The sequence below is a fragment of the Luteimonas sp. Soil_C_5 genome, from assembly GCF_057656615.1.
The window spans coordinates 99,511-126,098 of sequence record NZ_JBDGKA010000003.1; the positions used below are offsets into that span (position 1 = coordinate 99,511).

The window sequence follows — 26,588 nt, forward strand, 5'->3', positions numbered from 1 at the left end:
CGGACACAGCGGTCACCCGCGCGTGCGTTCCTGCGGATTGCGGAACACCGCGTCGATCCGGCGGATGATCGAGGCGGTCATCTCGCGCTCGAGTTCGCGCGACAGCAGCTCGCGTTCCGAATCGGCACCGATCGAATCGGTCGGCGGGGCGAGATAGTCACGGGCGAGTTCGATCGCCTGCTGCGGCACGATGTCGCGGCCATCGGCATCGCGCATCGAGAACACGACCGCATAGCGCAGCGTGTACTCCTGCGCGCGGCCCTGCGCGTCGAGGCTGGCCGGCAGCGCCGCCCAGCGTTCGGACTGGATGTTGAGCACGGCGACATCGACCGCGCGGGGCTCGGCGATCTCGGCGCCGGCGGCGGCCAGTGCGCGCTCGACCGAACGGGCCAGACGGCTGTAGGGATCGCTGGACACGATGTCGACCGGGCCGAGGTCCGGCGGCAGCATCAGCGCATTGCGCAGGTGGAAACCGCAGGCCGACAGCAGCAGGGACAGGGCGAGCGCAACGGCTGCCAGGCGGATCGGACGCGGATGAAGAAGGCTCATGGGCGCAGTCTGGACGAGGGGACGGGGGGCGGCAAGCGACGTGTACCGGACCGGGCACTGCCCGGTCCGGCGACGGTTCAGCCGGCGACGATATTGACGATCTTGCCGGGCACGACGATGACCTTGCGCACGGTCAGTTCGCTCAGGAACTTGACGACGTTGGGCTCGTTGAGCGCCATCGCCTCGATCGCCTCCTTCGGCAGATCCACTGCGACCTCGATCGTGCCGCGCAGCTTGCCGTTGACCTGCACCGCGAGCGTCAGCGCGTCGCGTTCCAGCGCCGCCGGGTCGGCCTGCGGGAAGGTCTGGTCTTCGAGCAGCGTCTCGGCGTGACCCAGCACCTGCCACAGGGTGTGCGCGATGTGCGGGGTGATCGGGTTGAGCAGCAGGACGATGGTCTCGAAGGTTTCCTGACGCAGCGCGCGTGCGTTCGCGTCGGCTTCGTCGAACTTGCCGACATGGTTGAGCAGCTCCATCACCGCGGCGATCGCGGTGTTGAAGCTGTGGCGACGGCCGTAGTCGTCGCCGACCTTCTGGATCGCCTCGTGCAGCTGGCGACGCAGCGTCTTCTGCGCGGGCGTGGTGGCGGCGACATCGAACGCACCGGTCGCCCCGCCCTGCACGTGCTTCTGCACCTGGTTCCACAACCGGCGCAGGAAGCGCGACATGCCTTCGACGCCGGCCTCGTTCCATTCCAGCGACTGCTCGGGCGGGGCTGCGAACATCGAGAACAGGCGCACCGTGTCGGCTCCGTACTTGCCGATCATCGACTGCGGATCCACGCCGTTGTTCTTTGACTTGGACATCTTCTCGGTGCCGCCGATCGAGACCGGCTGGCCGTCGAGCTTCGACGTCGCGCCGGTGATCCGGCCCTTGTCGTCGCGGACGATCTCGACGTCGGCCGGGTTGATCCAGTCCTTGCTGCCGTTGTCGAGTTCCCGATAGAACGTATCGGCAATGACCATGCCCTGGGTCAGCAGGTTGATCACCGGCTCGTCGCTGCGCACCAGACCCTCGTCACGCATCAGGCGGTGATAGAAGCGGAAGTACAGCAGATGCAGGATCGCGTGCTCGATGCCGCCGATGTACTGGTCGACCGGCGTCCAGTAGTCGGCACGGTCATCGACCATGTCGGCCGCGCCGGGCGAGGTGTAGCGCGCGGTGTACCAGCTCGACTCCATGAAGGTGTCGAAGGTGTCGGTCTCGCGTTCGGCCGGACCAAAGCAGGTCGGACACGTGGTCTTGCGCCACTCGGGGTTGGACTTGATCGGCGACTGCACGACGCCCGGATTGGCGAAGGCGTCTTCGACGTCCTCGGGCAGCAGCACGGGCAGCTGGTCCTCGGGCACCGGCACCGCGCCGCAGGCGTCGCAGTAGATCACCGGAATCGGGCAACCCCAGTAGCGCTGGCGGCTGACGCCCCAGTCGCGCAGGCGGAAGTTGACCTTGCGCGCGCCGCGGCTTTCGGCCTCGAAGCGCGACGCCAGTGCATCGAGCGCCTGCTGGAAATCGAGGCCGTCGAACTCACCGGAATTCACCAGCCAGCCGCGATCGGTGTAGGCACCCTCTTCGGCGATGCGGCGCTCGAAGGACTCGACGACCTGCACGGCTGCGCCGGTGTCGTAGACGTCCAGCGACGCGCCGCCGCCGAGCGCCGACTGCATCGGATCGGTGTGCGTGGCGCGGTCGCGGCCGATTTCCTCGAGCGCATCGCGCACGTCGGTCGGCACGACCACCATCCGGATCGGCAGGCCGTAGGCCTTGGCGAATTCCCAGTCGCGCTGGTCGTGGCCAGGCACGGCCATGACCGCGCCGGTGCCGTAACCCATCAGCACGAAGTTGGCGACCCAGACCGGGATTTCTTCACCGGTCACCGGATGGATCGCACGCAGGCCGGTGTCCATGCCGCGCTTGACCTGGGTCTCCAGCTCGGCCTCGGACACGCCGCCCTGGCGCAGGTCGGCGATGAATTCGGCGAGATCCGGATTGGTTTCGGCCGCGCGCATCGCCAGCGGATGCTCGGCGGCGACGGACACGAAGGTCACGCCCATCAGCGTGTCGGGGCGCGTGGTGTAGACGGCGAGTTTGTCGTCGCTGCCGGCGACGTCGAACGCGAACTCCAGACCTTCGCTGCGCCCGATCCAGTTGCGCTGCATGGTCTTGACCGAGTCCGGCCAGCCGCCCAGCGTGTCCAGACCGTCGAGCAGTTCCTGCGCGTAGGCGGTGATCTTGAGGAACCACTGCGGAATCTCGCGCTTTTCCACCAGCGCGCCCGAGCGCCAGCCGCGGCCGTCGATGACCTGCTCGTTGGCGAGCACGGTCTGGTCGACCGGATCCCAGTTGACGACCGAGTTGCGGCGGTACGCCAGGCCCTTTTTCATCAGCCGCACGAACATGCGCTGCTCGTGGACGTAGTAGTCCGGCGCGCAGGTCGCGAATTCGCGGCTCCAGTCGATCGCATAGCCCAGCGACTGCAGCTGGCTGCGCATGTGCGCGATGTTGGCGTAGGTCCACTTGGCCGGCGCGGTCGCGTTCTTGATCGCGGCGTTCTCGGCCGGCAGGCCGAACGCGTCCCAGCCCATCGGCTGCAGCACGTTCTTGCCGGTCATCCGCTGGTAGCGGCTGATGACGTCGCTCAGCGTGTAGTTGCGCACGTGGCCCATGTGCAGCGCGCCGGACGGATACGGCAGCATCGACAGGCAGTAGTACTTGGGCTTGTCGGCCCGTTCCGTGACCTCGAACGCGCGGGTCGACGTCCAGAAATTCTGGGCATCGGACTCCACCGGAGTGGGCTGGTAGGCGTTGGGATCGACGACGACGGGTTCGCTGGACACGGACTGCATTCTGCTGGCGGAGGACAGCCGGCAAGCCTACCGCAGGGGCCCTGCCCCCGCTACGCGCCGCGCCTGCCCCGGGGGGCGGACCACGGCACGCGGTCACCGGCCCGCGTCACGGCTACAATCGCGCTCCACTTTGCCGAGTGTGTCCCCTGCCCGCGTCCTCGTCCCGGTTCAAGTCCTACCGACTGCCCGCATTCGCCCTGGCCCTGCTGCTGCTCATCGGCACCGGCACGGCGAGCGTGTTCGGCGTCGAGAACCTGCGCGCGAGCAATGCGTGGATCGAGCACACCTACCGGGTGCTCAACCGGATCGAGGTGGTGGACCAGCTGGTGCGCAGCAGCGAGGCCAGCGCGCGCGCCTACCGCCTGACGGGCCACCCGGACTTCCGTCGCCAGTACCTGCGCGTGGCACCCGGCGTCGAAGAACAGATGGACGCCCTGCTGGCCCTGACCGCGGACAACCCGGTGCAGGCGCCGCGCGCGCGGTCGCTGCAGACGCTGGTGCGCACCCACATGGCCGAGCTGCACCGGTTGCACGACATCCAGGAAATGTTCGACATGGAGGCGGCCCGCGCCGCCACCAACGCCCCGCGCACCCTGGCCCAGTGGGGCCGCATCGAGGCCGTCAGCGCGCAGATGCGCGACGAGGAAACCCGCCTGCTGGCCGAACGTGAGGCCCGCAGCCAGCGCGCCGCGCTATGGCTGACGGTGCTGGTGGTGCTGGGCACGCTGGTGTCGGCCGGCCTGCTGATCTGGCTGATGTGGAGCGTGACCCGCGAGAACCGGCGCGCGCAGCTGCTCGAGCGCGAAGCCCGCGACGCCTTCCACGAGATGGCGCTGACCATGGCCAAGGCCGACCGGCTGTCCGAACAGCGCCATCGCCTGAGCCGGTATTCGGGCCTGCTGCAGAGCTGTGAGACGCGGGACGAAATCGTCCGGCTGACCGCCGACACCCTGGCAGGCCTGATCCCCGGTGCCAGCGGCCAGTGCTATCTGCTGCGTGCGTCGCAGAACTTCTACGAAAGCATCGCGACCTTCGGCGACGCCACCATCAGCAGCGCCGACCTGCTGCTGCCCAAGCAGTGCTGGGCGCTGCGCCGCGGCCAGCCGCATCATCTGCCGGCCGGGTCGGGCGGCATGCACTGCGACCACATCGACGCGGGCGCGGCGCTGGAGTCCACCGCCAGCCTGTGCCTGCCGCTGGTGGCCCAGGGCGCCGCGATCGGCCTGCTGCACATCAGCACGCCGGACGACCGTGCGCCGGACGAGGGCGACATCGAGATCGTCACCCAGATCGCCGAGCAGCTGGGCCTGGCGATCGTCAATCTGCAGTTGCGCGAAACGCTGCGCACGCAGTCGCTGCGCGATCCGCTGACCGGCCTGTTCAACCGCCGGTACCTGGAAGAAAACCTGTCCCGCGAGCTGCAGCGCTGCGAACGCCGCGGGCTGCCGCTGTCGGTGCTGATGCTGGACGTCGACCACTTCAAGCGCTTCAACGACACCCACGGCCACCTCGCCGGCGACGCCCTGTTGAGCCAGATCGGCCGCCTGATCCAGTCCCGGGTGCGCAGCGAGGACATCGCCTGCCGCTACGGCGGCGAGGAATTCACCGTGGTCATGCCGGAGATGGACGCCGAAGGTGCCGTCCAGCGCGCCGAGGCGATCCGGCGCGAGGTCGAGACCGCGACCGTGCTGCATCTGCGCCAGACCCTGGGCCCGGTGACGATGTCGATCGGCATCGCGACCTATCCCGCCGACGGCGCCACGCCGGAAGTGCTGCAGCAACTGGCCGATGCCACGCTGTATCGCGCTAAGGCCGAAGGCCGCAACCGGGTGCTGCACGCCTCGCACCGCGACTGAGCCCGCGCGCAGGCCCCGGCCGCGTGCTTCAATCCGGAACCCGTCGCCGCTCCGGAGTTCCGCATGCCCTGTCGTTCCCGCGCACCGTCCTGTGTTCTGTTGGCCACCGCGCTGCTGTTGCCGGCCGCCGCGATGGCCGAGACCCGCACCGCCGTGCATTGCGAGCGCCTGTTCGACGCACGCAGTGGCCGCGTACTCGGCGAACACACAATCGTGGTCGCGGACGGCCGCATCGCCGAAGTGATTCCGGGCCGCGCGAAACTCGAGGACGGCGTGGAATCGATCGTCCTCGGCGACCGCACCTGCTCGCCGGGCTGGACCGACCTGCACGTGCATCTGGGATCCGAATCCAGCCCGGCGAGTTACTCCGAGGGCTTCCGTCTCGATCCGGTCGACTTCGCGTTCCGCGCGGTCGGCTATGCCGACAAGACCCTGCGCGCCGGCTTCACCACGGTGCGCGATCTCGGCGGCGAAGTGAGCCCGCATCTGCGTGACGCGATCAACCAGGGCCTGGTACCGGGCCCGCGGATCTTCGCCGCCGGCAAGTCGATCGCCACCACCGGCGGCCATGCCGATCCGAGCAACGGCTACAACTCGATGCTGTCGCATCTGATGGGGCCGCCCGGCCCGACCGAAGGCGTGATCAATTCGATCGACGACGCGCGCCAGGCCGTGCGCCAGCGTTACAAGGACGGCAGCGACGTCATCAAGATCACCGCCACCGGCGGCGTGCTGAGCTACGCGCGTTCCGGTGACGCGCCGCAGTTCACCGTCGACGAGGTGCAGGCCGTCGTCGACACCGCGAAGGACTACGGCTACACCGTCGCCGCGCATGCGCACGGCACCGAAGGCATGAAGCGCGCGGTGCTTGCCGGCGTCACCAGCATCGAGCACGGCACCCACATGGACGACGAGGTGATGCGGCTGATGAAGCAGCGCGGCACCTGGTACGTGCCGACGATCTACGCCGGGCGTTTCGTCGCCGACAAGGCCCGCGAGCCTGGCTATTTCCCCGAAGTCGTGCGGCCGAAGGCGGCGACGATCGGCGCGCAGATCCAGGACACCGCGGCGCGCGCCTATCGCGCCGGCGTGCCGATCGCGTTCGGCACCGACCAGGGCGTGGGTCCGCACGGCGACAACGCGCGCGAATTCCTCTACATGGTCGAGGCCGGCATTCCGGCCGCGTACGCGCTGCAGTCGGCGACGCTGCATGCCGCGACCGTGCTGGGCGTCGACGACCAGGGCGTGATCGAGCCCGGCCGCCGCGCCGACATCATCGCGATGCCCGGCGATCCCGTCGCCGACATCAACGCGGTGATGGGCGTGGACTTCGTCATGAAGGAAGGCCGCGTGTACCGGGCGCCCGAGGCAACGCCGGGCGACTGAGCCGGCTCAATGCTGGCGTGGCAACCGCCACGCCAGCACGGCGGTCCACAGACCCCAGCACAGCAGCACCACCCGTTCGACCAGCCCGGCCCCGAACAGACCGGGCGCCAGCAGACCGGCCACGACCACCGCACACAGGCCGAGGCTCGGCCAGCGCACCGGCGGCAAGGCCAGACCGGCCAGCAAGGCGCCGGCGGCGAACGCCAGATTCCACAGCATCCAGACCAGTGCATGTCCGCGGCTGGCGCCGCCGTCGAGATTTTCGACATCGAGCGGCAGCAGGCCCTGCGCCGCGAACGCCAGCGCCGCGAGCAGCAGCAGCTGCAGCGCGATGCCCGCCACGCGTCCCGCCTGTGGCCCCAGGCCACTGCGCAGCCGCACCGCGACACCGGCGACGATCAGACCCGGAATGATCCACGCCAGCAGATTGAACCCCCAGGCCAGCGGCATCCCGCCCGCACCGGTCAAGGCCAGCGGTGCGCGCGCCGGCAAGCCGGTCATCGCGGCGAACACCAGCAGCGCCAGCACCGTGCAGGCGTGCGCCGCCAGCACCAGCGGCAGCGTCCGCGCGCGCGCGCGCGTCATGCCGCCCACCGGAACACATCCTCGACGCCGACCCTGAAGGTGCGCGCGATGCGGAACGCCAGTTCCAGCGACGGCGCGTAGCGTTCCGCTTCCAGCGCGATGATCGTCTGCCGTGTGACCTGGCAGGCATCGGCCAGCGCCTGCTGGGTCATTTCCCCGTGCTCGAAGCGCAGGCGCCGGATCTCGTTGGTGATGGGGGTGCCGGTCACCGCCGATCCCACCCGTACAGCATTGCCGTCGCGGCGTACTCGACCAGCCAGCCGCACATCAGCGCGAGTACCAGCAGGTTGCCAACCATGAAATGCGTGGCCCAGACCAACCGGTCAGCGGGTGATAGACCCAGCGTCATTGCAAGCACGATCACCGCAAACACCAGCGCACCGCGGCCCCAGCCAGCGGCGCGCGCCTCGATGTCCCGGTCGCGTTCGTCGGCCAGCACGCGCCCTTTCCAGCGCGACGCCAGTACCCGCGACAACACAGTCCAGGCGATCAATAACACCAGCAGATTGCGCACGATCACGCGCGAATGCGGGGCATACGGAATCGACTCGCCCTGAAAGACATGGAGGTTGCCGACGAAGTACACAGTGGCGACACCCATAAACACCGTGCCGATCCAGGCCTGCCACTCGCCGGGCGCCATCCCCTGCTCGAACGCACCATCGGGCATCCTCGATACCGCATACAGAGAGAGCCACGCGGTGCCGACCAGCAACGCGGATCCCAGCATGCCGAGATCGACACCCAGCAGCGATCCCCGCCCGGCCAGCAACATCCACAGCGCCAGTCCCGCCAGCAGCATCAGGCCCGGCCACTTCCAGCGACGCAGCTTTTGCATGTCTGCTCCAGGTTACCTAAAGTAAAAAATAATTTACCTTTCTGGCGAGGCATGTCAACTCTTTTTGACATGCCTTGTATCCTGCGGATCCGTCGCCATCCTTCGGGATCGCGCCCGGCGCATTCCTTCTCCAACGGATCCCCGCATGCTTCTCGACGGCAACGCCCCCGCTCCCGCTGCACTTCCCCATGTCTTCGACGCGACCACCGCGACTTTTGAGACCGAGGTCCTGCAGGCGTCGTTGCAGAAGCCGGTCCTGATCGATTTCTGGGCCGAATGGTGCGGCCCGTGCAAGTCGCTGGGGCCGGTGCTGGAGAAGCTGGCGGCCGAGTACAACGGTGCGTTCGTGCTGGCCAAGGTCGATGTCGACAAGGAACAGCAGATCGCGGCCGCGTTCCAGATCCGCTCGGTGCCGACGGTCTTTCTGCTGGTCGGCGGCCAGCCGGTCGACGGCTTCCCGGGCGCGCTGCCCGAGGGCGAGATCCGCGAGTTCCTGAAGCGCCATGGCATCGAGCCGGCGGCGGGCGCCATCGAGGATGCCGAGCCCGCACCGCTCGATCCCCAGGCCGAAGTCGCGCGCCTGCGCGACGCCGTCGCCGCGGAACCCGACAAGGCCGAACTCCAGCTCGACCTCGCGCTCGCGCTGCTGCAGACCGGCGCCGCGAAGGAGGCCGAAGCCCTGCTCGACGCCCTGCCCGCCAACCTCGCCACCGACGACCGCGCGGTCAAGGCGCGCGCACGGCTCGACTTCGCCGCACTGCTGGCCGACGCCCCGACGGCGGAGGCGTTGCAGGCGACGCTGGCCTCCGATCCCGACGATCTGCGCGCGCGACACCTGCTGGGCGTGCACCGCATCGTCGCCGGCGACAGCGAAGCCGGCCTCGAACTGTTCATCGAACTGCTGCGACGCGATCGCGACTTCGCCGACGGCCTGCCGCGGAAGGCGCTGATCGATGCCTTCCGCGTCGTCGACGACGCCGCGCTGGTGTCGCGCTATCGCCGCCGGATGGCCTCGCTGCTGTTCTGACGCGGCGCTCCGTACACCATCGTCCGCGCCCCGCCGGCGCGGACGTCGCCGCCCAGGCCGTACCGCTGCGTACGGTAAGATCGCGGCCCGTCTTCCGTCCGGTCCGCCATGACCCCGCGCCGCCTTCGCCTGCTGATGAACCTGTGGCCGCCGTTCCTGTTCGCAGGCATCCGAGTCACTGCGATGGGCGACGGCTTCCGCCGCGCCCGGGTCGAACTGCGCCAGCGCTGGTACAACCGCAATTACGTCGGCACGCACTTCGGCGGCAACCTGTTCGCGATGACCGATCCCTTCTGGATGATCATGACCTTGCGTGCGCTCGGCGACGATCACGTGGTCTGGGACAAGGCCGGCGAGATCGAATTCATCCGTCCCGGCCGCGGCACCGTGCATGCCGAGTTCCATCTCGACGACACGACGCTGCAGACCATCCGCGACGCCACCGCCGGCGGCGCCAAATACCTGCACTGGTTCACGACCGACGTGCTCGACGCGTCCGGCGAACCGGTCGCCCGCGTCCGCAAGCAGGTGTACGTGCGCCGCAAGCGGCGCAGGACCCGGTCCGACGGCGCGACGGATTCGCTGGCGTAAGCCGGGCACTGCGGCAGCTTCCTGACGGCGTGTGGGCGTCGATTTCAGGCGTACCGCGTGTGCCCAGGACCGCTGGCGGTCGCAGGCAATCACCGAAGCGATACAGGGGCGGCGCAACAGCGTGCGTCTGCACCGTCGCCGGATTCGGCCGCAACGCGGCACACCTGTGATTTTCGCCGACGTTCGATTGCATCCATGACACTGCAGGCGCAGTCGTCGCGGTGGTCTGCAACGCGCTGGCCGCCGCGCAACGCCGATGTCCGTCCGGCGCCGCCCGACGTGTCGCACCCCCGATCGGTATCCTGTCGACCGCATCGGGGCGGCGGGTCACGACGTTCGATGGGCGCGACCGCGCTCGTCCCCGTGCCTGCCCAACGCCCCATCCGCTTCCACCGTACCGACTCGCCATGCTCCGACTCACCGACCTCAAACTGCCCCTCGATCACGACGATGCCGCGCTGCCCGCGGCGATCATCGCGCGCCTGGGCATCCATGCCGACGAACTCACCGGTTTCACCGTCGCCAAGCGCAGCTACGACGCGCGCCGGCGCGGGGCGATCGTGCTGATCTATTCGGTCGACGTGGAGACGCCGCGCGAGGCCGACATCCTGCAGCGGCTGGAACTCGATCCCGAGGCGGCAGCTGCGGGTGAACAGGGCGACGGCGCCGTGGCCAGCGGCAGCGGCAAGGTCGGCGCCGCGCCGGATACGGCATACCGCTTCGTCGCCCGCGCCAGCGAAACGCTGCCGCTGCGGCCGCTGGTGATCGGCACCGGTCCCTGCGGCTTGTTCGCGGCGCTGGTGCTCGCGCAGATGGGCTTCCGGCCGATCGTGCTCGAGCGCGGCAAGGCCGTGCGCGAACGTACCGTCGACACCTTCGGGCTGTGGCGCAAGAAGGTGCTGAATCCCGAATCCAACGTGCAGTTCGGCGAAGGCGGCGCGGGTACGTTTTCCGACGGCAAGCTCTACAGCCAGATCTCCGACAAGCGCCATCACGGCCGCAAGGTGCTGACCGAGTTCGTCGCCGCCGGTGCGCCCGACGAAATCCTCTACGTCAGCAAGCCGCACATCGGTACGTTCCGGCTGGTGTCGATGGTCGAGCACATGCGCGCCACCATCGAATCGCTGGGCGGCGAGATCCGCTTCTCCAGCCGCGTCGACGATCTGCTGGTCGACACCGATGCCGACGGCGTGCGTCATGTGCGCGGCGTGACACTGGCCAATGGTGATGAGATCCGCAGCGACCACGTGGTGATGGCGCTGGGCCACAGCGCGCGCGACACCTTCGCGATGCTGCACACACGCGGCGTGTTTCTCGAGGCCAAGCCGTTCTCCATCGGTTTCCGCATCGAGCACCCGCAGTCGCTGGTGGACGCCGCGCGCTTCGGTCCCCAGGCCGGTCACCCGCTGCTCGGCGCGGCCGACTACAAGCTGGTGCACCACGCACGCAACGGCCGCTCGGTCTACAGCTTCTGCATGTGTCCGGGCGGCACCGTGGTCGCGGCCGCCAGCGAACCCGGCCGCGTGGTGACCAACGGCATGAGCCAGTACTCGCGCAACGAACGCAATGCGAATGCGGCGATCGTCGTCGGCATCACGCCCGAGGATTTGCTGCCCTACGCGCCCGAAGGCGGGCCGCTGGCCGGCATCGCGTTGCAGCGGCACTGGGAGTCGAACGCGTTCGAACTCGGCGGCGGCGAATACGAGGCGCCGGGCCAGCTGGTCGGCGATCTGCTGGCCGGTCGCGCGTCGAGCGCGTTCGGCAGCGTGGTGCCGTCGTACACGCCCGGCGTGCGCCTGGGCGATCTGTCGAATGCCCTGCCCGAGTACGCGATCACCGCGATCCGCGAAGCGCTGCCGGCGTTCGAACGCCAGCTGCGCGGATTCGCGATGCACGACGCGCTGCTGACCGGCGTGGAAACCCGCACTTCGTCGCCGCTTCGCATCACGCGCCATGCCGACGGCCAGAGCCTGAACACCCGCGGTTTGTTTCCGGCCGGCGAAGGCGCGGGCTATGCCGGCGGCATCCTGTCGGCAGGCGTGGACGGTATCAAGGCCGCCGAATCGGTGGCGATGGCACTGGTCGCGGCCGGGCACGCACGCGCGGCCTGAAGACTGCGCGCCGCACCACGGGGCCGAGGTTGATCCACGCTGCGTCGCTGTCGAAACCGGCACAGGCTGCGCGGCCATGACGACATCCGGCCGCGCCTGACATCCGGCCTCCGCGCGGCATGCGTGTTCCACCATCGACGCCTCGCGCGTCGGACCCTGCAACGCGTCACACCGTTTTCCAGCGCGCCGTCGGTATGCTGTGCGACGCACAGGGGGAATCATGCCGCACACGCCAACCGGACCCGCGTCCACGGTCTTGCCGGACATTGCCGGTTACCGGTTGCTGCGCGTCATCGGGCATGGCGGCATGGCCACGGTGTATCTCGGCACGCAGCTCTCGCTGGGCCGCGACGTGGCGATCAAGGTCATGCTGCCCGAGGCGCTGGCCGACGAAGTCAGCCGCCGGCGTTTCGAGAACGAGGCCCGCACGATCGCGCGGCTCGAGCATCCGCACATCGTGGGCATCCACGAGGTCGGCCGCACCGGGGACGGGCTGCCCTGGTACTCGATGCCCCACCTGCCGCACGGGCACCTGGGCCAGCGCGATCTGAGCCAGGACCACGCACGCGTGCGCGAGATCCTGCGCGCGCTGCTGTCGGCGCTGGCCTATGCCCATGCGCGCGGCGTGATCCATCGGGACGTCAAGGCCGAGAACGTGCTGTTCGACGAGGCCGACCGGCCGCTGCTGGCGGATTTCGGCATCGCCCTGCGCCGCGGTTACGGCACGCGGGTGACGATGGTCGGGCTGGCGGTCGGCAGCACCGCGTACATGGCACCGGAGCAGGCGCGCGGCCAGCAGGTCGACTTCCGCGCCGATCTCTACAGCGTCGGCGTGCTGGCCTGGGAAATGCTCACCGGCGAGTTGCCGTACAAGGGCGACGACGCGCTGTCGATGGCGCTCGCGCACACCCAGAATCCGATTCCGCGCCTGCCGCCCGCCCTGCGTCACTGGCAGCGCTTCATCGACCGCGCACTGGCCAAATCGCTGACCCGCCGCTTCGGCGATGCCACCCAGATGCTGCAGGCGCTGGACCAGGTGCCGCAGCGCGACGGCCGCCGCGAACCGGTGATCAGCGGCACGTTCCGGAAGATCGGCGACGGCACGCGCCGGGTACCGCGCCTGATGTGGGCACCGCTGTTGCTGGTCGTGGCGGCCGGCGCCGGCGTGGTGATGAACATGCAGCGCACGCCGGTGACGGGGGCAGACACCGTGGTCGCTGCCACGCCACCCGGGGCCGCCCTGTTGTCACCCCGCACGGCCACCACCGACGCGGGTGACAACGGCGACACGGTCGGCGATGCCGGCGCCGTGGCCGCGCCGCGCGCCGCCCCGGTCTCCGATGCCGATCGCCATCTGGCCGACGCCGATCGCCTGCTGCGTGCAGGCCAGCTGGCACCGCCGGTCCGCAACAACGCGCTCGATGCGCTGCGCCAGGCCTGGCAGGCCGATCGCGAGCATCTGCGCATGCCCGCAACCGTCGACCGGTGGCTCGATGCGATCGCGGTCCGCGCCAGCGCGGCCATCGCCGCCGGCGAGGACCGTAGCGCTTCGGCACTGCTGAAGAGTGCCCGCGAACTTGCCGTCGAAACCGGGCGCGCCGATGCGGATGCAATGCGCCGTCTGCGTGCGAAGACCGTGGAGGCATTGGAGACGCGGCTGACCGACCTGGCCGGTCGTGTCGACCGTCCGGCCGCCCTGGCCAGTCTGGCCAGCGCTGAGGCGGCCGGAGTCGAAGCGCCCGCGCAGGCGCGCCTGCGGCAACAGGCACAGGCCATCCCCGACCTCGCTGCGCTGACTGCGCGCATCGAAGGGGGCGCCCGCGTGGTGCGCGAGGGCGATACGGTGTTCGCGGTCGGCAACACGCCCGTGAGCCGCGCCCAGTACGCCGAGTTCGTGGCGGCCACCGGGCACAAGTCGGCCTCGTGCCGCGCGCGCGGCTCGGTGCTGCGCGCGATGGCGCCGCGCGACTGGGACAACCCGGGTTTCGACCAGGCACCGGGGGATCCGGTGGTCTGCGTGTCCTGGCACGACGCGGTGGATTTCGCGCGCTGGCGCAGCGAGCGCGAGGGGCGCAGCATCGTCGTCGCCTCCACCGCCCAGGGCGCCCACGTCGCACCGCGCGCCGACGGCCCCGCCGAATGGCGCAGCGACTGCGCGGCTGCGTGCAAGGACCGCATCGCAGCCGGGCGCACGCGCCGCGACGATCTGGCCAGCCGCGCGCTGGATCCGCGCCGCGGCTACGACGACGTCGGCTTCCGGCTCACGCATCTGCCCTGAGCCGGCGGCGGCGCTTTCACGGTGCAGGCGGCGCGCGCATCATGTGCGGCTCCCTCTTCCTGACGACCGGATTCCGATGAGTGCCCCCACCCTGGGCGGACGCCTGCAGCGTCTGTTCCTCACCGGCCTGCTGACGCTGCTGCCGATCTGGCTGACCTGGATCGTCGTCAAGTTCGTCTTCGTGCTGCTGTCCAACATCAGCACGCCCTGGGTCACGCCGCTGGCGCACTCGATCGCGGCCGGCTTCCCGAATTCCATGGGCTGGATCAACGCGGTCTCGGTGCAGGCCACGATCGCGATGCTGGCGACCATCGCGCTGATCCTCGGTGTGGGCTGGCTGGCGCGGCGCGTGATCGGCCAGCGCATCCTCGGCTGGGTCGAGGTGCTGGTGCAGCGCATCCCGTTGGCCAACGTGATCTATTCCAGCGCGCGCAAGCTGCTCGACATCCTGCAGACCAAGCCCGACGGTACCCAGCGCGTGGTGCTGATCGACTTTCCGCATGCCGAGATGAAATCCGTCGGCTTCGTGACGCGGGTGATCCGCGAACAGGGCACCGGCCGCGAACTCGCCGCGGTGTACGTCCCGACGACCCCGAACCCGACCTCGGGCTATCTCGAGATCGTGCCGCTGGACAAGGTCACGCCCACCGACTGGACGGTCGACCAGGCGATGAGCTTCATCATTTCCGGCGGCGCCGTCGCGCCCGACACCATTCCCTTCGATCCGCCGTCCAAGGCGCCGCAGCCGGCACCGCCGCTGTAGGCGGACAGTCGGATCGAGTCGGCGACGGCGACTCCATCGCCCGCCGTCGTTGCACGCCGCCCTTGCCCCACGGGCGGCGGCGGGCCAGCATCGGGACTCCGCCGCGTGGAGTCCGTCATGAAGCAGCCGCTCGTTCTCGCTCTCGCCGCCGCGCTCGTCGCCGGCGGTGGTCTTGCCGGTTGCCAGCGCGGTGACGCCACGCCAGCCACTGCCAGCGCACCGGACGCCGCGCCCGAAGACGCCGCCGCACGCGCCGCGCGCCTGACCACGCTGTATGCCGAGTACTGGGAAGAGGTGCTCGAGCGCAACCCGGTGCAGGCGACCTTCCAGGGCGACACCCGCTACAACGACCAGTTGCCGGACTTCGGCAGCGCCGAGTACCGCGAACAGACGCGCGCCTTCAACGAACGCTGGCTCAAGACCGTCGAGGGGATCGGCAGCGACGGCCTGCAGGGCCAGGATCTGCTGAGCTACCGGATCTTCGTGCAGGAGCGCCGCAACGCGCTCGATGCCGAGCGGTTTCCGTCGTGGATGATGCCGGTCAACCAGATGGGCAGCATCGTCAGCTATTCGGTGATGCTGGGTTCGGGCACCACCGCACAGCCGTTCGCGACCGTCGCCGATTACGAAGCCTGGCTGCGCCGCGCCGCGCGCATTCCGGTGCTGCTCGACACCGAGATCGCCAACATGCGCGCCGGCATCGAGGCCAACGTCGTGCAGCCGCGCGTGGTGATGGAGAAGGTGCTGCCGCAGTTCGACGCGATCCTCGTCGACGACGTGGAAAAGAGCCCGTTCTGGGGGCCGGTCGCGAAGTTCCCCGAAGACATCGCCGACGCCGACCGCGAGCGCCTGACCGCCGCCTTCCGCACGCTGATCGCCGAGCAGCTCAATCCGGCCATCCAGCGCCAGCGCGACTTCATCGCCAACGACTATCTGCCGCACACGCGCGACAGCGTGGGTCTCGACGCCCTGCCCGACGGTATGGCCTGGTACGCGTTCTCGGCGGCGCAGCAGACCACATCCGATCTGACGCCCGAGGCGATCCACCAGATCGGTCTCGACGAAGTGGCGCGCATCCAGGAGGAAATCCGCGGCGTCATGACGCAGACGGACTTCGATGGATCGCTGCAGGATTTCTTCCGCTTCATGCAGAGCGACCGGCGTTTCGTGTTCCGCTCCGAAGACCAGCTGCTCGCGCATTACCGCGGTATCGAACGCAAGATCGAGGCGAAGGTGCCCGAGCTGTTTTCGCTGACGCCGAAGGCCGGCTTCGAGATCCGCCCGGTCGAGGCGTTCCGCGCCGAATCCGCCGCCGGCGGGTCCTACATGTCGCCGAGCGAGGACGGCAGCCGTCCGGGCATCTTCTACGTCAACACCTTCGACCTGCCCACGCGCAAGCGCTGGGAGGCCGAGGATCTGTTCCTGCACGAGGCGATTCCCGGCCACCACTTCCAGCTCGCGCTGCAGCAGGAACTGACCGACCTGCCCGCCTTCCGCCGCTTCGGCGGCGAGACCGCCTACATCGAAGGCTGGGGCCTGTATGCCGAAAGCCTCGGCCGCGAGCTCGGCCTCTACAGCGATCCCTACGACTACTTCGGCCGCCTGCAGGGCGAACTGTGGCGCGCCGTGCGTCTGGTCGTCGACACCGGCCTGCACAGCAAGGGCTGGACCCGCCAGCAGGTGCTCGACTACATGTTCGAGAATTCCTCGGTCAGCGAGCCCGACGCGATCGCCGAGGCCGAGCGCTACATCGCGTGGCCCGGCCAGGCGCTGGCGTACAAGATCGGCGAACTCAAACTCCAGGAACTGCGCAAGCGCAGCGAGGCCGCGCTGGGCGAGGCGTTCGACATCCGCGACTTCCATGCCGAAGTGCTGAAGGACGGCGCGCTGCCGTTGCCGCTGCTGGAGGCGAAGGTCGATGCGTGGATCGAGGGGCAGCGTGGGCGGGGTGTCGATGCGCCGGCAGAGGCGGCGCCGGCGGGTGTGGCGTCTTGAGGTGTCGCGCGCGGCTTCTTGCGGTTGTGAGCCGTAAGCACTGACTCAAAGCAACGCCGATCAAATCTGTCCTCGTTCGTCATTCCTGCGAAGGCGGGAATCCAGAGGCTTTCAAGCCTTTGAACGCAAAGGCACTGGATTCCAGCCTTCGCGGGAATGACGCATTTTCAGCTGCGCCTTGATGGCGACAAGGTGCTGGCTTCCGGCGTTCGCCAGGTGGCGTCTTGAGGGCGTTCGCGCGCTGCGTCTTGCGGTTGTGAGCCGTAAGCGCTGCGTCAAAGCAACGCGGATCAAGTCTGTCCTCGTTCGTCATTCCCGCGAAGGCGGGGATCCAGAGGCTTTCAAGCTATGGAACGCAAAGGCACTGGATTCCCGCCTTCGCGGGAATGACGCATTTTCAGCTGCGCCTTGATGGCGACAAGGTGCTGGCTTCCGGCGTTCGGAAGGTGGCGTGTTGAGGGCGTTCGCGCGCGGCTTCTTGCGGTTGTGAGCCGTAAGCGCCGAGTCAAAGAAACGCGGATCAAGTCTGTCCTCGTTCGTCATTCCCGCGAAGGCGGGAATCCAGAGGCATTCAAGCCTTTGAACGCAAAGGCACTGGATTCCCGCCTTCGCGGGAAATGACGCATTTTCAGCTGCGCCTTGATGGCGACAGGGTGCTGGCTTCCGGCCTTCGGCGGAATGACGCACGTTCCAGCCGTGCCTTGATGGCGACAAGGCACCGAATTCCGGCCTTCGCCGGAATGACGAAGGAAATAGAGGCCGTCATCCCGGCGGACGCCGGAAGCGCGCCTCGACAGCGCGCAGCGGTGATCATCCAGCGACTCCGCCCGGAAAATGAAGCGACGTCCATGTGCACGGCGATCCGCGCGGCGTAGACCGCGCATTGCCGCACCGCCGCTTGCCCTCCTCCACCCGCCGCGCGATGCTGCACGCCGGTTCGCGCTGGGGAGGCGCCATGATCCGCACGATGTTCTCGGTGATGCTCGGCATGGTCGTCGCCATGATGTGCATACACGGGCTTGAGCTTGTCGGTCACTGGATGTTCCCGATGCCGATCGGTCAACTCGATCCAGAAGCAGATCCCGCCGAGATGTTTGCCAACGCGTCGTTAGGCATGCTGAGCTGTGTACTGCTCGGCTGGCTGCTCGCCGCGGTCTGCGGAGGCTGGGTCGCGGCGCGGCTCGCACGCGTGCGCCGCATGAGCGCCGCGATCGCGGTGGGTGTGCTGATCGTGCTGGGCGTGATCGGCAATGCCTGGATGCTGCCGCATCCGCTGTGGATGACGCTGCTCGGTGTGATCGGGCCGATCCCGCTCGCTTGGTGCGGCGGCCGGCTTGCACTGCGGCGCGATCGCGCCGACGCGCGCACCTAAGGCGAAGGGCGCGCCATGCAGGCATCGCTGATGACCACGCTGCTGCTGCCGCTCGCGCTCGGCGTGATCATGTTCGGGCTCGGCCTCGGCCTGACGCTCGACGACTTCCGCCGCGTCGCACGCTATCCGCGCGCGGTGCTGATCGGGCTCGCACTGCAGATCGGCATCCTGCCGTGGGCGGCGCTGGCACTGGCGCTGCTGTTCCGGCTGCCGCCGGAACTCGCCGTCGGGCTGATGCTGCTGGCCGCGTCGCCGGGCGGCGCGACCGCGAACATCTTCAGCCATATCGCGCGCGGCGATGTCGCACTCAACATCACGCTGACCGCGGTCAACAGCGTGCTGTGCCTGGTCACGCTGCCGGTCATCCTCAACCTGTCGCTGGAGTTCTTCCTCGGCGCCGGCCAGTACGTGCCGCCGCCGACGCGCAAGATCATCGAGGTCGCGCTGATCATCCTGCTGCCGGTCAGTCTCGGCATGCTGGTGCGCGCATTCGCGACCGGCTTCGCGGCGCGCATGGAGAAGCCGATCCGGCTGCTGTCGGTGGTCGTCCTGGTGTTGCTGATCATCGCCGCCGTCGCCAGCACCTGGGACACGCTGCTGAGCTACTTCGCCGCCGTCGGCATCGCCTGCCTGCTGTTCAATCTGGTCAGCATGGGCACCGGTTACGTCGCGCCGCGGGCGGTGAAGCTGCCGCGTCGGCAGGCGATCGCGATCGCGATGGAGATCGGCATCCACAACGGCACGCTGGCGATCTTCATCGCGCTCAGCGTGCTCGGCAACGCGACGATGTCGGCGCCCGCCGCGGTCTACAGCCTGCTGATGTTCTTCACTGCCGCCGCCTTCGCCGCCTGGCTCAACCGGCCCGGCGCGCGCGACGCGAACGCATCCGTCTGAGGCGCTTGCAGGACGCCGCGCACGCGGCAGACTGTGCGTCCGCCTGCCGCTGGAATTCCGATGCGCCCGTCCCTGCTCGCCGCTTCGCTTGCCCTCTTGGCCCCGACCGCGCTGCCTGCCGGCGCGGCGGAACCGCCGCTGCCGCAGCTCGAGGCCTATACGGTGCGCGAGTCGTGGCGTCAGCCGATCGCACCGGTGCGCATCGCCGATCGCACCTGGCAGATCGGCACGGCCGGCCTGACCGCGCTGCTGGTCGTCACCGATGACGGCGCTGTGCTGATCGACGGCGGCATGCCGCAGGCGGCGGACGCATTGCTGGCCAACATGCAGCGGCTGGACGTCGCGCCCGCGGACCTGCGCCTGCTGCTGTCGAGTCATGCACATGCCGACCATGCCGGTCCCTTCGCCGCGCTCAAGCGCCGCACCGGTGCGCACCTCGTCGCCAATGCCGAATCTGCCGCGCTGTTCGCGCGCGGCGGCACCGACGATCTGCATTTCGGCGACGACATCGCCTACCCGCCGGTGCAGACCGATCGCATCGTCATGGACCACGAAGTCGTCTCGCAGGGCGGCACCGATTTCACCGTGCATTTCGTCCCCGGCCACACGCCCGGCAGCGTCGCCTGGACCTGGACCGATACCCGCGACGGTCGTCCCGTGCGCATTGCCTATGTCGACAGTCTGAGCGCGCCGGGCTACCGGCTGCAGGACAATCCGCGCTATCCGCGGCTGATCGAGGATTACCGCCGCACCTTCCGGACCGTGCGCGCCCTGCCCTGCGACCTGCTGCTGACCCCACATCCGGACTCGAGCGGCTGGGACTACGCTGCCGGCGACGCGGCGGGTGCACAGGCGGCGACGTGTGCGGCGTATGCGGATGGCGCGGAAACGCGGTTCGAAGCGCAGCTCGCGGACGAGCAGGCGAAGGCGCGCTGAGGGATCGCGCGCGCAATCGGCGCGCCGCCGTGCGCGCGCACTTGCCGGCACCGGATCGTCGCAACGCATGCAGGCACACACAAAAAAGGCCCCGCAACTGCGGGGCCTTCTGCATCACACGATGCGCGGATTCACTCGCCGCTGCCGAACGTCCCGAAAGCCTTCAGCTGCTCCGCGACCGCCGCGTCGCCGACCACGACGATGCTCTGCTGCTTCGGATCGAAGAACTCGCGTGCGACCGACTGCACCTGGGCCGCGGTGACCGCATTGGCCTTGTCCACGTAGCTGCTGAGGTAGTCGGCCGGGCGGCCCAGCACCCAGTTCGAGGCCAGCGCCGACGCGACCGCGCCCTGCAGCTGGTTCTGGAACAGGTAGGTGCCGGCGGTGAACCGCTTGGCGCGCAGCAGTTCGTCGGCATCGACGGTCACGTTGCGCATCTGTTCGAACTCCTTGAAGAATTCGCCGATGGCCGCGCCGGTCACCTCGTTGCGCACGTCGGCCTGCGCCTGGAAGGCACCGCCCGCTGCGCGCAGGCCGAAGCTGCTGCCGGCGCCGTAGGTGTAGCCCTTGTCCTCGCGCAGGTTGCGCATCAGCCGGCTGTCGAAACCGCCGCCGAGGATGGTGTTGGCCAGCGCCGCGGGAATCGCGCGATCGTCGTCGGCATCGAAGGCCGGACGCCCGATGCGCACCGCCGACTGCACGCTGTTCTGGCGCGGCACGAGCACGAACTGCGGACCGGCGGGATAGTCCGGCGCGGCCACGTCCGCCACCGTGGTGTCCGCGCCCCGCCAGTCGCCGAAGGCCGATTGCGCCAGCGCCATCGCCTCACGCTCCGTCACCGGGCCGGCGATCACCAGCAGCGCGCGCTCGGGATGGAACCGGGCCGCGTGCGCGGTCGTGAGCCCTGCAACGTCGGTGCCTTCGATCGCGGCTTCGGTGGGCAGCGTGTTGCCGTAGGGATGCGCGCCGAACAGCACGCGGCCCATCGCCCGGTTCGCCTGGTAGGCCGGCTGCGCCTGCATCGCCTTGAGGCCCTGCAGCGCATTGGTCTTCGCCAGTTGCACCTCGTTGGCCGGGAACGCCGGATTGCGCACCACGTCGGCGAACACCGCGACCAGCGGCTGCGCCGACGACGACAGGCCGGACGCGGTGACGAACAGACCGTCGCTGCTGGCGCTCGCGCCGATCGACGCGCCCAGACGCTGCAGCTCCTCGGCGATCTGCACCGAGCTGCGCGTCGCCGTGCCTTCCTGCAGCAAGCCGGCCAACAGGTTCGACATGCCCGGCAGCGTCGCGGGATCGCTGGCCAGCCCACCGCGCACGGCGAGCACGTAGTCCACCTTCGGCAAGCCGCCCTGGCGCGGCAGCACCCAGACGGTCAGGCCGTTGTCGAGGCGACGTTCGATCAGGCCCAGCTCGGGCAACGGCCGGTCGGCGCCGTAATCCGGCAGGCCTGCGGGCAGTTCGGTCGGCGGTGCAGTCGTGGGCGGCGCGGCGGCGCCGGGCTGCTGCGCGTACGCCGCGCCGGCGAACAGGCAGACGCCCAGCGCCAGTGCGAGCGGACGCAGGCCGCGGGTCGGAATGTGGTGCTTGTCCATGTCGATCTCCTCAGTCCTGCGCCGGTGCGGCTGCGGGCGCCGGCGCGGCCGGCGGGGCGATGCCGCGCGCAGGCGCCATCGCGGCGGGCACGCGATCGATGACGGTGCGGTTGGCATCGGTCAGATACGTCTTCGCCACGCGCTGCACGTCGGCGACGGTCACCGTCTGCACCCATTCGGGCACCTGGTTGAGCGTCTCCGCATCGCCCCACAGCAGCTGCGCCTTGGCGAGCTCGTCGGCGCGCGAGATGAAGGGCTCCAGGCCGTTGACGTAATCGGCCAGCAGCTTGGTCTTGGCGGCGGCCAGCGTTTCGGCCGGCACGCCCTCGGCGACGATGCGCGCGACTTCTTCGTTGACCGCGCCCAGCACCGCGTCCGGTTCGACGTTGGGCTTGTACAGCGCGAACAGCGTCAGCAGCGTCGGGCCGTCGTAATCCCAGGCGTGGCCCAGCGGCCAGCCGAGGCCGCCGTCGATGTTGAGCAGCTGCTCGCGACCCTTGACCAGGCCCTGGTACAGGCGCGAAGCGTCGCCGCCGGCCAGCAGCTGCGACAACACCGCCATCGGCGCGTGATCGGCGTGGCCGCGCGCAGGCATCTTCCAACCCACCGCGAGCGCCGGCACCTGCGCCAGCGCATCGGCCTGTGCTTCGCGCTTGCCTTCGGTGTTCAGCGGTTCGGACACGTCGGGACGTGCGGGCGTCGCACGCGACGGGATGTCGCCGAAATATTCCTCGACCAGTGCGAAGGCTTCTTCGGCCGAGATGTCACCGGCGATGCCGATGACCGCGTTGTTCGGGCCGTAATAGTCGCGATGGAAGGCTTCGACATCGGCGAGCGTCGCGCCTTCGAGATCCTCGAAGCTGCCGTAGCCGTCGTGCGCGTTCGCCCACTTGGAGAACGCCAGACGGTTGATGTCGAAGACGAAGAACAGGCCGTAGGGCTGGTTCTGCACGTTGACGCGGATCTCTTCCTTGACCACCTCCTGCTGGTTCTTGAGATTCTCGGGCGAGAAATCCAGCGTCTTCATGCGGTCCGCCTCGAGCCACAGGATCGGCGCGAGCGCGGAGACCGGCGCGGTCTCGATGTAGTTGGTGTAGTCGGGACGCGTGGAGCCGTTGAGCCGGCCACCGCCGCCCTGGATCACGCGATCGAACGTGCCCTTGGGCGCGACCGGCGTGCCCTGGAACATCAGGTGTTCGAACAGGTGCGCGAAGCCGGTGCGGTTCTCGGGCTCCAAGCGCATACCTACGTGATAGACCACGCTGACGCCGACGGTCGGCGAGCTGCGGTCTTCGGACACGACGACGGTCAGGCCGTTGTCGAGCTTCTTCGTTTCGATCGGCAGACGCCAGTCTGCCTGCTGCGCGGCCGCGGGCGCGGCCAGCATCGCGAGCAGCACGCATGTGCCACCCAGTCCTGCGAGTCGTTTCATGGTCGGGTTCCCTGTGCCGCCCCTCCCCGGGGCGCGAACGCCGACTATATGTCGCGCGGGCCGGTGTGCGTGTGTGTGGACCGTCAGCGGCCAACGGGGCCTGACACTGCGCGCCCGCAGCGGCGGGGCTGCGGTCGATGCCGACACGCCGCAACCGCTCCGAAGCGCCCGCTAGTTGCGCGTTTCGGGCTCGCTGTCGCCGTCGTCGAGTCCCACATTGCTGCGCGCCGACTCGTAGACGTCGCGGTCCAGCAGGCCGGTCTCGCGCGCCACCAGCACCGGCACCAGCATCTGCCCGGTGACATTGGTCATCGTCCGCATCATGTCGAGGATGCGATCGATCGCGAGCAGCAGGCCGAGGCCCTCCAGCGGCAGGCCCGCGGCCGACAGCACCACGGTCGCCATGACCACGGCCGTACCCGGCACACCCGCGGTGCCGAAACTGCCGAGCACCGACGCCAGCAGGATCGCCGCGATCTGCGCGAAGCTCAGGTCGATGCCGAAGTACTGGGCGATGAACACTGACGCGAGCGTCGGGTAGATCGCGCCGCAGCCGTCCATCTTGATCGTCGCACCCAGCGGCACGGCGAACGCGGCGTAGTCGCGGTTGACGCCGAGGTTGTGGGTGACCGCGCGGATCGCGACCGGCATCGACGCCAGGCTCGACGAACTGACGAAAGCGACCTGCATACCGGGGGCGGCGCCGCGGAAGAACTTCAGCGGGTTGAGCCCGTGCGCGAGCAGCAGGCCGCCGTAGACGAACACGATATGCACGGCGCAGGCGACGTACAGCGCGATCACGAAATTGCCCAGCGGCAGCAGACGTTCGAAGCCGTAGGTGCCCACCAACGCGGCGATCAGGCCGAAGGTGCCGATCGGCGTGAGTTCCAGCACGAAGCGCGTGACCTGGATCATCGCGTCGCTGGCCTGGCCGACCAGCGCGCGCAACGCGGCGACGCGTTCGCCCAGCTTGACCAGGGCGAAGCCCAGCAGACCGGCGAAGAAGATCACCTGCAGGATGTTGCCGTTCGACAGTGCGGCGAAGGGATTGGTCGGCACCACGTTGAGCAGCACCTCGACCGGCGTCGGGACCTCGCGCACCGTGTAGTCCGCGGCCGGGGTCAGCGATCCCGCCTCGACGCTGAGACCGGGATTGAACGTATAGGCCACCGCGAAACCGACGCCCACCGCGAGCACCGCGGTCGCGGCGAACCAGCCGAAGGTGCGACCGCCGAGTGCGGCGATGGATTGCTGCCCGTGCAGCGCGGCGACCGCATTGATCACCGCGAAGAACACCAGCGGTACCGCGATCATGCGGATCAGATTCACGTACAGCGTGCCGAGCGGCTGCAGCCACGTGCCGGCCGCCGGTCCCATCAGCCAGCCGGCCAACGCACCCAGGACGAATGCACCCAGCACGCGCTGCCAGAACGGAATCCGGAACCACCAGGCCAGAGCATTCATTCGAGGGTTGTCCGCGACATCAACAGGCGACGATACGTGACGTCATCCATGCTGGCGATGCCGGCACCGGGACGCCAGCGTCCTACATACGGAACGCTGGACGCGGTGTCGTCGCACCGCGCGTGCGGCCATCGAAACGCCGCGACCGTGCCACTGCCGTGAAGCTGAAATGCGCCCTAGGCATAATTGCGCGGCGTTTTTCCCGGAATCCCCTGTCCCATGCGCTTTCTGACTGCAGGCCTCGCCTGTTCGCTGACCCTGCTTTGCGCCGCGTGCGCGTCCTCCGGCACCTCCACCGCCGGCCATGTCCGACCCATCGATGTGCCGCCGGCCGCCACCCGCGCCGACGAGACCGCGCAGTGGTGGTACCGCAGCGGCGCTGCGCGCGCGGCCGGCAATGGCGCGATGGGCGGCCAGGCGAAAAACGTCATCGTCTTCCTCGGCGACGGCATGAGCCTGACCACGGTCGCCGCGGCGCGCATCCTCGAAGGCCAGCGCCTCGGCGGCAGCGGCGAGGAACACGCGCTGAGCTGGGAACACTTCCCCGCGACTGCACTGTCCAAGACCTACAACACCGATTCGCAGACGCCCGATTCCGCCGGCACGATGACTGCAGTCGCGACCGGCGTGAAGTCGCACATGGGCGCGATCGGCGTCTCCTCCGGCAAGCGCTTCGATTGCGAAGACAGCCGCCAGCGCCACGTGCAGTCCTGGCTGCGCCTGGCCAGCGACGCCGGCCTCGACACAGGCATCGTCACCACCGCGCGCCTGACCCACGCGACGCCCGCGGCGACCTACGCTCACGTGCCGGACCGCAACTGGGAAAACGACGTCGACGTGCCGGACGAGGCGCGCGCGCAGGGCTGCCGCGACATCGCCCAGCAGATCCTCGACTTCGCACCCGGTCGTGGCCCGAAGGTCCTGATGGGCGGCGGGCGCGGCATGTTCCTGCCGGCCGGCGTGCGCGACCCCGAATACGACGACAAGGTCGGCCAGCGTCTCGACGGCCGCGATCTGACCGAAGAATGGCGGGCGGCGAACCCGGGCGGCGCCTTCGTCTGGAACACCGCGCAGCTGCGCGCGGCAAACGATGCCGACGCCGTGTTCGGCCTGTTCGAACCCGACCACATGCAGTACGAGCACGACCGCAACCAGGGCGACGACGGCGAACCGGATCTCGCCGAGATGACCCGCTTCGCGATCGAGCGGCTGGCCCGCGACGGCAAGGGCTATGTGCTGCTGGTCGAAGGCGGCCGCATCGACCATGCCAACCACGAAGGCAACGCCTTCCGCGCGCTCGACGAGACCGTCGCGATGTCGCGTGCGGTGCAGGCGGCGGCCGACGCCACCTCGGCCGACGACACGCTGATTCTGGTCACTGCCGACCATTCGCACGTGCTGAACTTCGTCGGCTATCCGACCCGCGGCAATCCGATCCTCGGCAAGGTGCGCGGCCGCGTCAGCGAAGACGACGATCCGAACGCCTATGCGCTGGATGCGACCGGTCTGACCTACACCACCCTGGTCTACGCCAACGGGCCCGGCTACACCGGCGCCAGCAACCAGCAGCCCGCCGGCCCCAAGGTCCACTACCACAAGCCCAGCAGCTTCGAGCCGTCCGACGGCCGTCCCGACCTGCGCGATGTCGATACCGAACATCCCGACTTCATGCAGGAAGCACTCGTGCCGATGCGCAGCGAGTCGCATGGCGGCGACGACGTCGGCATCTGGGCGCGTGGCCCGGGCAGCCAGGCCGTGCGCGGCACGGTCGAGCAGAACGTCATCTACCACCTGATCGTGCAGGCCACGCCCGCACTGCGCACGCAGCTGTGCGCGACCGGCCACTGCAACGCCGACGGCGTGCCGGTGGACCTGCCGGTGATGACGCCGGTGGACGCGCCGGTACGCGCGACGGAGTGAGGCCAGCGGAGCGTTGTAGGCGCGCGCTTGCGCGCGACGGTTTTTCACTACCAGAGCCCCGTCGCGCCCGAGGGCGCTCCTACATAGCTCATGCCCGCATCGCGTGACTGCCTCGATCGAACCGCAACCGGTTCGCAGCGGCCTACCTGC

20 protein-coding genes are annotated in these 26,588 nt (G+C 69.0%); 12 read left to right on the top strand and 8 right to left on the bottom strand.

The window, feature by feature from the left end; translation table 11 throughout:
• Positions 1 to 12 precede the first annotated feature (12 nt).
• Positions 13 to 549 carry an LPS-assembly lipoprotein LptE gene (locus AC3A5K_RS08955; protein ID WP_487617177.1) on the bottom strand — a complete coding sequence of 179 codons (537 nt, stop codon included), beginning with the start codon at positions 547 to 549 and terminating at the stop codon, positions 13 to 15.
• A gap of 77 nt (positions 550 to 626) precedes the next feature.
• Complete coding sequence (gene leuS / locus AC3A5K_RS08960; RefSeq protein WP_487617178.1) at positions 627 to 3,383, bottom strand: leucine--tRNA ligase; 2,757 nt, start codon at positions 3,381 to 3,383, stop codon at positions 627 to 629.
• Positions 3,384 to 3,529: 146 nt separating this feature from the next.
• Between leuS and AC3A5K_RS08965 the strand changes: the two genes are divergently transcribed.
• Positions 3,530 to 5,248, top strand: a complete 1,719-nt coding sequence (locus AC3A5K_RS08965) for a sensor domain-containing diguanylate cyclase (protein WP_487617179.1) — start codon at positions 3,530 to 3,532, stop codon at positions 5,246 to 5,248.
• A gap of 63 nt (positions 5,249 to 5,311) precedes the next feature.
• A complete protein-coding gene (locus AC3A5K_RS08970; protein WP_487617180.1) occupies positions 5,312 to 6,634 on the top strand; it encodes a metal-dependent hydrolase family protein in 1,323 nt (440 codons plus the stop codon).
• A 6-nt stretch (positions 6,635 to 6,640) separates the two neighbouring features.
• On the opposite strand, the gene AC3A5K_RS08975 is transcribed toward AC3A5K_RS08970, so the two are convergent.
• From AC3A5K_RS08975 to AC3A5K_RS08985, 3 genes are read right to left on the bottom strand one after another with little or no spacing between them, the layout of a single operon-like run.
• Positions 6,641 to 7,228, bottom strand: a complete 588-nt coding sequence (locus AC3A5K_RS08975) for a DUF998 domain-containing protein (protein ID WP_487617181.1) — start codon at positions 7,226 to 7,228, stop codon at positions 6,641 to 6,643.
• Positions 7,216 to 7,428: a helix-turn-helix transcriptional regulator gene (locus AC3A5K_RS08980; RefSeq protein WP_487617182.1), complete on the bottom strand. Its 213-nt coding sequence runs from the start codon at positions 7,426 to 7,428 to the stop codon at positions 7,216 to 7,218. Before AC3A5K_RS08980 ends, AC3A5K_RS08975 begins: the two co-directional genes overlap by 13 nt.
• Positions 7,425 to 8,057: a hypothetical protein gene (locus AC3A5K_RS08985; protein WP_487617183.1), complete on the bottom strand. Its 633-nt coding sequence runs from the start codon at positions 8,055 to 8,057 to the stop codon at positions 7,425 to 7,427. The genes AC3A5K_RS08980 and AC3A5K_RS08985 overlap by 4 nt, the downstream gene beginning before the upstream one ends.
• A gap of 145 nt (positions 8,058 to 8,202) precedes the next feature.
• Between AC3A5K_RS08985 and trxA the strand changes: the two genes are divergently transcribed.
• The 9 genes from trxA to bla all read left to right on the top strand — a co-directional run bounded on the left by trxA (position 8,203) and on the right by bla (position 20,024).
• Entirely contained in the window at positions 8,203 to 9,084 is an 882-nt protein-coding gene (gene trxA / locus AC3A5K_RS08990) for a thioredoxin (protein WP_487617184.1), read from the top strand.
• A gap of 108 nt (positions 9,085 to 9,192) precedes the next feature.
• The gene (locus AC3A5K_RS08995; RefSeq protein ID WP_487617185.1) at positions 9,193 to 9,675 is read left to right on the top strand and encodes a DUF4442 domain-containing protein; all 483 of its coding nucleotides are present in this window, start codon (positions 9,193 to 9,195) and stop codon (positions 9,673 to 9,675) included.
• Positions 9,676 to 10,082: 407 nt separating this feature from the next.
• Complete coding sequence (locus AC3A5K_RS09000) at positions 10,083 to 11,786, top strand: NAD(P)/FAD-dependent oxidoreductase (protein WP_487617186.1); 1,704 nt, start codon at positions 10,083 to 10,085, stop codon at positions 11,784 to 11,786.
• Between the two features lie 220 nt (positions 11,787 to 12,006).
• Positions 12,007 to 14,064, top strand: a complete 2,058-nt coding sequence (locus AC3A5K_RS09005; RefSeq protein ID WP_487617187.1) for a serine/threonine-protein kinase — start codon at positions 12,007 to 12,009, stop codon at positions 14,062 to 14,064.
• Between the two features lie 76 nt (positions 14,065 to 14,140).
• Entirely contained in the window at positions 14,141 to 14,827 is a 687-nt protein-coding gene (locus AC3A5K_RS09010; protein ID WP_487617188.1) for a DUF502 domain-containing protein, read from the top strand.
• Between the two features lie 117 nt (positions 14,828 to 14,944).
• Entirely contained in the window at positions 14,945 to 16,822 is a 1,878-nt protein-coding gene (locus AC3A5K_RS09015) for a DUF885 domain-containing protein (RefSeq protein ID WP_487617189.1), read from the top strand.
• Between the two features lie 955 nt (positions 16,823 to 17,777).
• Entirely contained in the window at positions 17,778 to 18,194 is a 417-nt protein-coding gene (locus AC3A5K_RS09020) for a hypothetical protein (RefSeq protein ID WP_487617190.1), read from the top strand.
• 15 nt (positions 18,195 to 18,209) lie between these two features.
• Entirely contained in the window at positions 18,210 to 19,088 is an 879-nt protein-coding gene (locus AC3A5K_RS09025; protein ID WP_487617191.1) for a bile acid:sodium symporter family protein, read from the top strand.
• A 60-nt stretch (positions 19,089 to 19,148) separates the two neighbouring features.
• Positions 19,149 to 20,024 (top strand): subclass B3 metallo-beta-lactamase, encoded by an 876-nt coding sequence (bla, locus tag AC3A5K_RS09030; protein WP_487617192.1) that lies wholly within the window; start codon positions 19,149 to 19,151, stop codon positions 20,022 to 20,024.
• Positions 20,025 to 20,155: 131 nt separating this feature from the next.
• Here the strand turns inward: bla and AC3A5K_RS09035 are convergent, their stop codons facing one another.
• From AC3A5K_RS09035 to AC3A5K_RS09045, 3 genes are all read right to left on the bottom strand, one after another.
• Complete coding sequence (locus tag AC3A5K_RS09035) at positions 20,156 to 21,622, bottom strand: M16 family metallopeptidase (protein WP_487617193.1); 1,467 nt, start codon at positions 21,620 to 21,622, stop codon at positions 20,156 to 20,158.
• Between the two features lie 10 nt (positions 21,623 to 21,632).
• Positions 21,633 to 23,054 carry a M16 family metallopeptidase gene (locus AC3A5K_RS09040; RefSeq protein WP_487617194.1) on the bottom strand — a complete coding sequence of 474 codons (1,422 nt, stop codon included), beginning with the start codon at positions 23,052 to 23,054 and terminating at the stop codon, positions 21,633 to 21,635.
• Between the two features lie 171 nt (positions 23,055 to 23,225).
• Complete coding sequence (locus AC3A5K_RS09045; protein ID WP_487617195.1) at positions 23,226 to 24,518, bottom strand: dicarboxylate/amino acid:cation symporter; 1,293 nt, start codon at positions 24,516 to 24,518, stop codon at positions 23,226 to 23,228.
• Positions 24,519 to 24,737: 219 nt separating this feature from the next.
• Here AC3A5K_RS09045 and AC3A5K_RS09050 point away from each other — a divergent pair, with 219 nt between their 5' ends.
• Complete coding sequence (locus AC3A5K_RS09050; RefSeq protein WP_487617196.1) at positions 24,738 to 26,438, top strand: alkaline phosphatase; 1,701 nt, start codon at positions 24,738 to 24,740, stop codon at positions 26,436 to 26,438.
• Positions 26,439 to 26,588 lie beyond the last annotated feature (150 nt).